8 protein-coding genes are annotated in these 11,044 nt (G+C 52.7%); 5 read left to right on the forward strand and 3 right to left on the reverse strand.

What is annotated here, in order from left to right; all coding sequences use genetic code 11:
• The 4 genes from dnaA (at position 1) to gyrB (ending at position 6,170) form a co-directional block, all read left to right on the forward strand.
• The gene (gene dnaA, locus QEN31_RS00005; protein WP_000059093.1) at positions 1 to 1,401 is read left to right on the forward strand and encodes a chromosomal replication initiator protein DnaA; all 1,401 of its coding nucleotides are present in this window, start codon (positions 1 to 3) and stop codon (positions 1,399 to 1,401) included.
• Between the two features lie 4 nt (positions 1,402 to 1,405).
• Complete coding sequence (gene dnaN, locus QEN31_RS00010; protein ID WP_000673474.1) at positions 1,406 to 2,506, forward strand: DNA polymerase III subunit beta; 1,101 nt, start codon at positions 1,406 to 1,408, stop codon at positions 2,504 to 2,506.
• Between the two features lie 147 nt (positions 2,507 to 2,653).
• On the forward strand, positions 2,654 to 3,727 hold the full coding sequence (gene recF, locus QEN31_RS00015; protein ID WP_000060081.1) for a DNA replication/repair protein RecF: 1,074 nt from the start codon (positions 2,654 to 2,656) through the stop codon (positions 3,725 to 3,727).
• A 28-nt stretch (positions 3,728 to 3,755) separates the two neighbouring features.
• Positions 3,756 to 6,170, forward strand: coding sequence for a DNA topoisomerase (ATP-hydrolyzing) subunit B (gyrB, locus tag QEN31_RS00020; protein ID WP_000072047.1), 2,415 nt, complete (start codon positions 3,756 to 3,758; stop codon positions 6,168 to 6,170).
• Between the two features lie 18 nt (positions 6,171 to 6,188).
• Here the strand turns inward: gyrB and QEN31_RS00025 are convergent, their stop codons facing one another.
• The 3 genes from QEN31_RS00025 to QEN31_RS00035 form a co-directional block, all read right to left on the reverse strand.
• Positions 6,189 to 7,085: a LysR family transcriptional regulator gene (locus QEN31_RS00025; protein WP_001054589.1), complete on the reverse strand. Its 897-nt coding sequence runs from the start codon at positions 7,083 to 7,085 to the stop codon at positions 6,189 to 6,191.
• Positions 7,086 to 7,199: 114 nt separating this feature from the next.
• Positions 7,200 to 8,393, reverse strand: a complete 1,194-nt coding sequence (locus QEN31_RS00030) for a mandelate racemase/muconate lactonizing enzyme family protein (protein WP_099949585.1) — start codon at positions 8,391 to 8,393, stop codon at positions 7,200 to 7,202.
• 13 nt (positions 8,394 to 8,406) lie between these two features.
• The gene (locus QEN31_RS00035; protein ID WP_000061257.1) at positions 8,407 to 9,669 is read right to left on the reverse strand and encodes an MFS transporter; all 1,263 of its coding nucleotides are present in this window, start codon (positions 9,667 to 9,669) and stop codon (positions 8,407 to 8,409) included.
• 304 nt (positions 9,670 to 9,973) lie between these two features.
• On the opposite strand from QEN31_RS00035, the gene yidA reads away from it, so the two are divergent.
• Positions 9,974 to 10,819, forward strand: coding sequence for a sugar-phosphatase (gene yidA, locus QEN31_RS00040; RefSeq protein WP_001627195.1), 846 nt, complete (start codon positions 9,974 to 9,976; stop codon positions 10,817 to 10,819).
• Positions 10,820 to 11,044 lie beyond the last annotated feature (225 nt).

The following is an 11,044-nucleotide window of genomic DNA, read 5'->3' on the forward strand; positions in this document are numbered from 1 at the left end:
GTGTCACTTTCGCTTTGGCAGCAGTGTCTTGCCCGATTGCAGGATGAGTTACCAGCCACAGAATTCAGTATGTGGATACGCCCGTTGCAGGCGGAACTGAGCGATAACACGCTGGCTTTGTATGCGCCAAACCGTTTTGTGCTCGATTGGGTAAGAGATAAGTACCTCAACAATATCAATGGATTACTCAACACATTCTGCGGCGCGGATGCCCCACAACTGCGTTTTGAAGTGGGAACAAAGCCCGTTACGCAAACGCTAAAAACGCCTGTGCATAACGTTGTCGCGCCTGCGCAGACAACGACGGCGCAGCCGCAGCGCGTAGCGCCTGCGGCCCGTTCGGGCTGGGATAACGTACCAGCGCCGGCGGAGCCGACCTACCGCTCCAACGTCAATGTTAAGCATACATTTGATAACTTCGTCGAAGGTAAATCCAACCAACTGGCGCGCGCGGCGGCACGTCAGGTGGCGGATAATCCTGGCGGCGCTTATAACCCGTTATTCCTCTATGGCGGCACTGGTCTGGGTAAAACTCACCTGCTGCACGCGGTGGGTAACGGCATTATGGCGCGCAAACCCAACGCGAAAGTCGTGTATATGCACTCCGAGCGCTTTGTGCAGGACATGGTAAAAGCCCTGCAAAATAACGCCATCGAAGAGTTTAAACGCTACTACCGCTCCGTTGACGCATTGCTGATCGACGATATTCAATTCTTCGCCAATAAAGAACGATCCCAGGAAGAGTTTTTCCACACCTTTAACGCTCTGCTGGAAGGCAATCAGCAGATCATTTTGACGTCGGATCGCTATCCGAAAGAGATCAACGGCGTTGAGGATCGTCTCAAGTCCCGCTTTGGTTGGGGGCTAACAGTGGCGATCGAACCACCAGAGCTGGAAACCCGCGTGGCGATCCTGATGAAAAAAGCGGACGAAAATGATATTCGTCTGCCAGGCGAAGTAGCGTTCTTTATCGCCAAGCGTCTACGCTCTAACGTACGTGAACTGGAAGGCGCGCTGAACCGGGTGATCGCCAATGCCAACTTTACCGGCCGGGCGATTACTATCGACTTTGTGCGCGAAGCGCTGCGCGATTTACTGGCGTTGCAGGAAAAACTGGTCACCATCGACAATATTCAGAAGACGGTGGCCGAGTATTACAAAATCAAAATTGCGGATCTGCTTTCTAAGCGTCGATCTCGCTCGGTAGCACGTCCGCGCCAGATGGCTATGGCGCTGGCAAAAGAGCTCACCAACCACAGTCTGCCGGAAATCGGCGATGCGTTTGGCGGGCGCGACCACACTACCGTACTTCATGCCTGTCGTAAAATTGAGCAACTGCGTGAAGAAAGCCACGATATCAAAGAAGATTTTTCGAATTTAATCAGAACATTGTCGTCGTGATCCTATGAAATTTACCGTTGAACGTGAACATTTATTAAAACCGCTTCAGCAGGTCAGCGGCCCGCTGGGCGGTCGTCCTACGCTGCCGATTCTCGGTAACCTGCTCCTCCAGGTAGCGGACGGTACGCTTTCTCTGACCGGCACCGATCTTGAAATGGAGATGGTCGCGCGCGTTACGCTTTCTCAGCCGCATGAGCCAGGCGCCACTACCGTGCCGGCGCGGAAATTCTTTGATATCTGCCGCGGCCTGCCGGAGGGCGCGGAGATTGCCGTTCAGTTGGAAGGCGATCGGATGCTGGTGCGTTCTGGCCGTAGCCGCTTCTCGCTGTCTACGCTGCCTGCCGCCGATTTCCCGAATCTTGACGACTGGCAAAGCGAAGTTGAATTTACGCTGCCGCAGGCCACGATGAAGCGCCTGATTGAAGCGACCCAGTTTTCGATGGCCCATCAGGATGTGCGCTACTACTTAAACGGTATGCTGTTTGAAACGGAAGGTAGCGAACTGCGCACTGTCGCGACCGACGGCCACCGCCTGGCGGTGTGCTCAATGCCGCTGGAAGCGTCTTTACCCAGCCATTCGGTGATTGTGCCGCGTAAAGGCGTGATTGAACTGATGCGTATGCTCGACGGTGGCGAAAACCCGCTGCGCGTGCAGATCGGCAGTAATAATATCCGCGCGCACGTCGGCGACTTTATCTTTACCTCGAAGCTGGTGGATGGTCGCTTCCCGGATTACCGTCGCGTTCTGCCGAAGAATCCGGATAAACATCTGGAAGCGGGCTGCGATATCCTCAAGCAGGCGTTTGCCCGCGCGGCAATCCTCTCGAATGAGAAATTCCGCGGCGTGCGTCTGTACGTCAGTGAGAATCAGCTCAAAATCACCGCCAATAACCCGGAACAGGAAGAAGCGGAAGAGATTCTGGACGTGAGCTATGGCGGGACGGAGATGGAAATCGGCTTTAACGTCAGTTACGTGCTGGACGTGCTCAATGCGCTGAAGTGCGAAACCGTGCGCATTATGCTGACGGATTCCGTATCCAGCGTACAGATTGAAGATGCGGCGTCACAGTCGGCTGCCTACGTTGTTATGCCAATGAGGCTGTAGAATCTGAAAAGGGGCTGGTTTACTTGCCATTTCGCCTCCCGGCAGTGCTCGAAATGCTCACGTACTTCGTGTACGCTCCGCTTTCTGCGCGCTGGCGGTAGACGAACTGGCTGCGACACACACGCCCCTGGACGAATGTACTAATATATGTCACTGACGCGCCTTTTAATCAAAGACTTCCGCAACATAGAAAATGCGGATCTCGCTTTATCCCCCGGCTTTAACTTCCTAGTTGGCGCCAACGGCAGCGGCAAAACCAGCGTGCTGGAAGCTATCTATACGCTTGGCCATGGTCGGGCGTTTCGCAGTTTGCAGCCTGGCCGCGTGATTCGTCATGAGCAGGAAGCGTTTGTTCTTCACGGGCGATTACAGGGCGAAGAGCGTGAGACGTCGATTGGTTTAACCAAAGATAAGCAGGGCGACAGCAAAGTCCGTATCGATGGTACCGACGGTCACAAGATCGCGGAGCTGGCGCATTTAATGCCGATGCAGTTGATTACGCCGGAGGGGTTTACTTTACTCAACGGCGGCCCCAAATACAGAAGAGCGTTCCTTGACTGGGGATGCTTTCACAACGAAGCCGGATTCTTCACCGCCTGGAGCAACCTGAAACGATTGCTGAAACAGCGTAATGCTGCGCTGCGCCAGGTGAGTCGTTATGAGCAATTGCGCCCGTGGGATAAAGAGCTGATTCCGCTGGCGGAACAAATTAGTACCTGGCGGGCAGAGTACAGTAGCGCTATCGCACAGGACATGGCGGATACCTGTCAGCAGTTTTTACCTGAATTTTCCCTGACGTTCTCTTTCCAGCGCGGCTGGGAGAAAGAGACAGACTATGCGGACGTGCTGGAGCGAAGCTTTGAGCGTGACCGTATGTTGACCTACACCGCGCACGGGCCGCATAAAGCGGACTTTCGCATTCGCGCCGACGGCGCGCCGGTGGAAGATACCCTGTCGCGCGGGCAGCTAAAGTTATTGATGTGCGCCTTACGTCTGGCGCAGGGCGAGTTCCTCACCCGCGAAAGCGGGCGGCGCTGCCTGTACCTGATAGATGATTTTGCCTCTGAACTTGACGATGCGCGTCGCGGACTGCTGGCCAGCCGCTTAAAAGCCACGCAATCGCAGGTCTTTGTCAGCGCAATTAGCGCTGAACACGTTATAGACATGTCGGATGAAAATTCGAAGATGTTTACCGTGGAAAAGGGTAAAATAACGGATTAACCCAAGATTAAATGAGCGAGAAACGTTGATGTCGAATTCTTATGACTCCTCCAGTATCAAAGTCCTGAAAGGGCTGGATGCGGTGCGTAAGCGCCCGGGTATGTATATCGGCGACACGGATGACGGCACCGGTCTGCACCACATGGTATTCGAGGTGGTAGATAACGCTATCGACGAAGCGCTCGCGGGTCACTGTAAAGATATCGTCGTGACTATTCACGCCGATAATTCCGTGTCCGTAACGGATGATGGCCGTGGCATTCCGACCGGTATTCACCCGGAAGAAGGCGTCTCGGCGGCGGAAGTGATCATGACCGTTCTGCACGCGGGCGGTAAATTTGACGATAACTCCTATAAAGTCTCTGGTGGTCTGCACGGCGTGGGCGTCTCGGTAGTCAACGCTCTGTCGCAAAAACTGGAACTGGTTATCCAGCGAGATGGCAAAATTCACCGTCAGATCTACGAGCACGGCGTGCCGCAGGCACCCCTGGCCGTCACTGGCGATACCGATAAAACCGGCACGATGGTACGTTTCTGGCCGAGCCACGAAACCTTCACTAACGTCACTGAATTTGAATATGAGATCCTGGCGAAACGCCTGCGTGAACTGTCATTCCTGAACTCTGGAGTTTCCATCCGTCTGCGCGACAAGCGTGACGGCAAAGAAGATCATTTCCACTACGAAGGCGGCATCAAGGCGTTTGTTGAATATCTCAACAAAAACAAAACGCCGATCCACCCGAATATCTTCTACTTCTCCACCGAAAAAGACGGTATCGGCGTCGAAGTAGCGCTGCAGTGGAACGATGGTTTCCAGGAAAACATCTACTGCTTTACCAACAACATTCCGCAGCGCGACGGCGGTACTCACCTGGCAGGCTTCCGTGCGGCGATGACCCGTACGCTGAACGCCTACATGGACAAAGAAGGCTACAGCAAAAAAGCCAAAGTCAGCGCCACCGGCGACGATGCCCGTGAAGGTCTGATTGCGGTGGTTTCCGTAAAAGTACCGGACCCGAAATTTTCCTCACAGACCAAAGATAAGCTGGTCTCTTCCGAGGTGAAATCGGCGGTAGAACAGCAGATGAACGAACTGCTGAGCGAATACCTGCTGGAAAACCCATCTGACGCGAAAATTGTCGTCGGCAAAATTATCGACGCCGCGCGTGCGCGTGAAGCGGCGCGTCGCGCCCGTGAAATGACCCGTCGTAAAGGCGCGCTGGATTTAGCGGGCCTGCCGGGCAAACTGGCGGACTGCCAGGAACGCGACCCGGCGCTGTCCGAACTGTACCTGGTGGAAGGGGACTCCGCGGGCGGCTCTGCGAAGCAGGGGCGTAACCGCAAGAACCAGGCGATTCTGCCGCTGAAAGGTAAAATCCTCAACGTCGAGAAAGCGCGCTTCGACAAGATGCTCTCCTCTCAGGAAGTGGCGACGCTGATCACCGCGCTGGGCTGCGGTATCGGTCGCGACGAGTACAACCCGGACAAGCTGCGCTATCACAGCATCATCATCATGACCGATGCGGACGTCGACGGCTCGCACATCCGTACGCTGCTGTTGACCTTCTTCTATCGTCAGATGCCGGAAATCGTCGAGCGCGGCCACGTCTACATTGCGCAGCCGCCGCTGTACAAAGTCAAGAAAGGCAAGCAGGAACAGTACATTAAAGACGACGAAGCGATGGATCAGTACCAGATTTCCATCGCGCTTGATGGTGCGACTCTGCACGCGAACGCTCATGCGCCAGCGCTATCCGGCGAAGCGTTAGAAAAACTGGTCTCTGAATATAACGCCACGCAGAAAATGATTGGTCGTATGGAGCGTCGCTTCCCGAAAGCGCTGCTCAAAGAGCTGGTGTATCAGCCAACTCTGACCGAAGCCGATCTTTCTGATGAGCAGACTGTAACGCGCTGGGTGAATGCGCTGATTACCGAGCTGAACGAGAAAGAGCAGCACGGCAGTCAGTGGAAGTTCGATGTTCATACTAATACGGAACAGAATCTGTTCGAGCCTATCGTTCGCGTGCGTACGCATGGCGTGGATACCGATTATCCGTTGGATCACGAGTTTGTGACCGGCGCGGAATATCGTCGTATCTGCACGCTGGGCGAGAAGCTGCGCGGTCTGATTGAAGAGGACGCGTTTATTGAACGCGGCGAGCGTCGCCAGCCGGTAACCAGCTTCGAGCAGGCGCTGGAGTGGCTGGTGAAAGAATCACGTCGCGGTCTGGCTATCCAGCGTTATAAAGGTCTGGGTGAAATGAACCCGGATCAGCTGTGGGAAACCACCATGGACCCGGAAAGCCGCCGTATGCTGCGCGTGACCGTCAAAGATGCGATTGCTGCCGACCAGCTGTTCACCACGCTGATGGGTGATGCCGTTGAGCCGCGTCGTGCCTTTATCGAAGAGAACGCCCTGAAAGCAGCGAATATCGATATTTAACCTGCCTTAATCCCCGGCCTACCGCTGGTTGGCCGGGGCATCATGATGTTCATCGACATAGCTGAATAAAAAATCTCTAAAGCGCTGAGTGGCGGGCGTTTGTGCGCGCCACGCATGGAAATAAAGGTTCATATTGCGCCGCAGCGGAGGCGTGAGCGAACAGGTCGCTAATTGGTAGCTTTTGGCGTAATGGCGGGAAAAGGTTCCGGCGATCACCACGCCTTCACACTGCGCCGCCAGCGACATGGCGGTCGCCATATGTTCCACCGTCATTTTGGGCTTAATGCGCACGCCAGCGGTTGCGGAGATCATCGGAATGGATTCGTTGCCAACGGCGATCAGCTCTTCGCTTTGAATCTCTTCCCAGCGAACCGTTTTTTTATGCAGCCGATAGTCCGGATGGCAGTACAGGGCGATTTCCGTTGTGAACAGCGTTTGTTTGTCGATTTCCGGTTCCAGCGGCCGCTCCGGGCCGATACCAAAATCGGCTTCTCCCAACATAATGCTTTTTTGTAATTGCGACATGGGCTTATCAATAAGCTGTACGTGGGTATGCGGATGCTGCCGCTTAAAGGCATGGATGATTTGCGGCAGAAAAGCACAGGCGATCAGCGGCGCGCCAACAACCCGCACCAGGGATTTTTTGATCTCTTTCAGGTCGCGGGCATAATTTTCGGCCCGTTGAAACTCTTCAACAACCCGCATGGCGGCGGGTAAAAACTTTTCGCCGTCGGGCGATAGCTTCACCACGCGCGAAGTGCGGTCGAAAAGGGAAACCTCCATCTGGCTTTCCATTTCGTTGATTAAACCGCTAACAGCTCCCTGCGTGATGCACAGATATTTGCTGGCGGCGGTAAAACTACGCAAATCCGCGACGGCCAGAAACGCGCGAAATTGCCGGATAGTTAAATTCATTTGCCACCTGTGTTACCCCTTTACTGAGAGGATTTTATCTCAGGCTGGATAAGGTCTCGTTGATACGACTCGCAAATACAGGGTGTCTGCCTGCGGCGCAGGCAGACAGTTGGCTTATTTTACGGTGATGGTTGGTGATTTTTTCATGGTTTCTTCGGTCAGTTCCTGGCCGATGCCGGGAAGCTCCGGGACTTCGTACATGCCGTTCTTCGGCAGGTAGTTGTATTTACAGGTCTGTGTATTCGGCTCCAGCAGCGCATACCGGTGCAGTTCGTGGATGACGAAGTTAGGGATTGCGGTTTCCATATGCAGCGCCACCGCCGTGGAAATCGGCCCGCCGCAAACGTGGATTTGCACCGTTTTGTCGTAAACGTGCGCCATATCGCAGATTTTCTTCACTTCGGTGATGCCGCCGCAGGTGCAGATATCGGGCTGAATAACGCTCAGGCTGCCGTTTTCCAGGAAAGGACGGTATCCCCAGCGCCAGTAAATGCGTTCGCCAGCCGCCAGTGGAATATTAACTTTATCAGCCACTTGTTTCATTTGTCCGGGGTTTAACGGCATGACCGGTTCCTCGTAGTAGAAGATGCCCAGCTCTTCTATCATGCGGCCAAACTGAATCGCCGAGGTGGTATCCGTAAAAGCGTGCATTTCGGCGATGATATCAACGTCCGGGCCGACCGCATCGCGAATGGCGGCCATACGGTCGTAGCCCAGACGCAGGATTTTATCGGTGAGAGGCCCGTTGAGGTTTTGCTGGTTCCAGTTGCCGTGGCGATCCATTGCGACGGTATCCACTTTTATTGCGTCATAGCCTTCGCTGACGGCGGTCAGCGCCGCCTGTGCATACTGCTCCGGCTCGGTCAGCATATCTTTATCGCTGCCGTCCCCCCAACCAAACTGTAGCTGACTGGCGTAGGCTCTTATTTTCTCGCGACTTTTGCCGCCAAGCATTTTATACAGCGGCACGCCCCACGCTTTGCCTTTGATATCCCACAGCGCGATATCGATGCCGCTCATCGCCGCGGAAAAAATGCCGCCGCCGCCCTGCCCCCAGAAGGTTTTTTTGAGCATTTTTTCCCAGATAGCTTCGTTATTCATCGGGTCCATGCCGATGATAATGGCCGACAGGTCTTTCGCCATTCCGATGCCCGCAGAAGCGCCGACGCCGTAAGCCAGCCCGACTTCGCCAAAACCGGAAATGCCCTCATCGGTATTAATTTTTACCACCACCGGACGCCATTTGCTGGTGGCGGACGCAAAATCGTTCGCCACATCAATAATATCAACGCTGGTAATTTTCATAATTTACTCCTCGTAATTAATATTTTTTAATCGTTAAGATTAATGCCGATACCACGGCGATAGCGCTGATAAAAACCAGGCATAGTAAGCCGCCGGTATAAGTTCCAGTGATAGAAATAAACAAGCCGATAAATACAGGAGATAATGAAGAGAGTCCATTGGCGACGCCGTTCATTACGCCGCTGGCGGCGGATATGGATTTTCCTGGTATCATTCCCTGTAATAACGTCCAGGCAACGGGGGTGCCCATCGTACAGAAAGCCACAGCAAAGGAGAGGAGTACTGCTGACATATATTTATGTTCGGTTATGGTGCCGAAATAGATACTGACGCCAGCGAAAAACATTAATACCATTAATATGGGGGCGCTGCGTCCTATTTTATCGACGAAGACGCCTGCGGCCGCTTTGGCAAATATCGACAGGACAAAGGGAAGCGACGCCAGCCAACCCATTTCCGCCCAACTGAAACCTCTGGCTGATTTTAGATAGGTCGGTAGCCAGGTAATCATTCCCCAATATAAACATTGCAGACACAGATACCACAGCACCAGCAGCCAATAGCTGTAGTTGGTAATCACCGGTTTGACCCGCAACATAAAACTTTCGCTGTTGCCTGCGCTTTCCGTTTCCTGTCCAGCTTTGATATAAGCCAGTTCTTGTTCGCTGATACTTTTATGTTGTTCTGGTTTATCAGCAACATATCGCCAAAGTAGCCAAAGAGGGATTAACCCGAGAGCGGCGCATAAAAAGAAGTTGGAGCGCCAGCCGTGGGTGCCTATCCACCAGGTGAAAAAAGGCATCGCAATGGCGGGAGCGACTGACTGGCCGACGATCCACGCCGCGTTTGCTCTGCCGCGTTCCTGCTTCGGGAACCAGTTTTTAATAAATACGCTTTGCAGTGGATAATAAAATCCCTCTCCGATGCCCAGTAATATACGGCAAATAATAATTAGAGCGAATGATGTAGCGACTCCGCCAATCATTAAAGCGATAGTCCAGATCAGAATACAAAGCATCATTGCTTTTCTGGGGCCGAGATAATCACCAAGCGGTGATAATACAACGTTAGCGATACCATAAGCGGCCAGAAAGACGGTCATCATCATGCCGATTTGCAATGGCATACCTTCAATACCCATATAGGCTAAGAAGGGTTCATTCGCGGCTAATACCGAAACATTAACGCGATCGAGATAAGCAATAAATATTCCAATAAACAGACAGGCAACGATTAAAAATCTTTTCCTGGTTGGGGGGGCGGTAAGGGCCATCGACATTAACGATCTCCTTCTCATCGGATAAGGTTATTTTAAAATATAAGTTTTTGTTGATTTTTACTGATTAAGAACCAATCCCATTAGGCTCTAAGTGATGATGTCCAAAGTAGCAATACACATTCTTTTAGAAAAACGGTATTTTCTGTTTGATTAATGAGGTTATCTAATACATCAGGAGGGAGAATACGGCCTGAAAAGGAGAATCCCGTTTGTGAATCTTATCCCCCTTTCTCTCGGATTCTTTGCTGTTTTTTGAGCGGAATCGCGTTAGCATGAGTCAGGACTCATTTAATGCGGGGATTTCATGGCTATCAAACTTATTGCTATCGACATGGATGGCACCCTTCTGCTGCCCGATCACACTATTTCTCCGGCGGTTAAAAACGCGATTGCCGCTGCGCGTGAAAAAGGGGTAAATGTGGTGCTGACCACAGGCCGTCCGTATGCGGGTGTGCACAGTTACCTGAAAGAACTTCACATGGAACAGCCCGGCGATTATTGCATCACCTATAACGGGGCGCTGGTGCAGAAAGCAGGGGACGGCAGTACGGTTGCGCAAACGGCGCTCAGCTATGATGACTACCGTTACCTGGAAAAACTGTCCCGTGAGGTGGGTTCTCACTTCCACGCATTAGACCGAAATACGCTTTATACCGCTAACCGCGATATCAGCTACTACACGGTGCATGAGTCGTATGTGGCGACCATTCCGCTGGTGTTCTGTGAAGCCGAAAAAATGGATCCTGCGACCCAGTTCCTGAAAGTGATGATGATCGATGAGCCTGCCGTTCTCGACCGGGCGATTGCGCGTATACCGGCAGAGGTGAAGGAAAAGTACACCGTGCTGAAAAGTGCGCCGTACTTCCTCGAAATCCTCGATAAACGCGTCAACAAAGGGACTGGCGTAAAATCGCTGGCCGAGGCGTTGGGAATTAAAGCCGAGGAGGTGATGGCGATTGGCGATCAGGAAAACGACATTGCGATGATTGAATACGCCGGTATGGGCGTGGCAATGGACAATGCCATTCCGTCGGTCAAAGAGGTGGCTAACTTTGTGACTAAATCGAACCTTGAAGATGGTGTTGCCTGGGCGATTGAAAAATTTGTGCTGAACCCCGATCACTCATCCGGCCATTTCCCCGCCCGATAAGGCATAGTCGCCATCGGGCAAATACGCGCTTAACGACCCGCACTTGCTGCGGGTTTTTTTATGTCTTTCGTTTACGTCTTATAACGTTCCCATAACCAATTGTCGTTTTTGTGATCTAAATTGTAGTACAACATAATTGCGTTGTACTACATTAATGACATGATAACGACGGTTGATATCACGCTAGTACTACAAAATTGCGGCGTAATTCAGCTATCGCGGTAA

The organism is Salmonella sp. SA15303, assembly GCF_029962125.1.
GTDB classification, from domain to species: Bacteria; Pseudomonadota; Gammaproteobacteria; order Enterobacterales; family Enterobacteriaceae; genus Salmonella; species Salmonella enterica.

Bases quoted from the DNA above. Each gene is read 5' to 3' on its own strand.
- recF (WP_000060081.1), top strand. From the start codon at position 2,654: ATGTCACTGACGCGCCTTTTAATCAAAGACTTCCGCAACATAGAAAAT.
- QEN31_RS00035 (WP_000061257.1), bottom strand. From the start codon at position 9,669: ATGTCGATGGCCCTTACCGCCCCCCCAACCAGGAAAAGATTTTTAATC.
- yidA (WP_001627195.1), top strand. From the start codon at position 9,974: ATGGCTATCAAACTTATTGCTATCGACATGGATGGCACCCTTCTGCTG.
- gyrB (WP_000072047.1), top strand. From the start codon at position 3,756: ATGTCGAATTCTTATGACTCCTCCAGTATCAAAGTCCTGAAAGGGCTG.
- dnaN (WP_000673474.1), top strand. From the start codon at position 1,406: ATGAAATTTACCGTTGAACGTGAACATTTATTAAAACCGCTTCAGCAG.
- QEN31_RS00025 (WP_001054589.1), bottom strand. From the start codon at position 7,085: ATGAATTTAACTATCCGGCAATTTCGCGCGTTTCTGGCCGTCGCGGAT.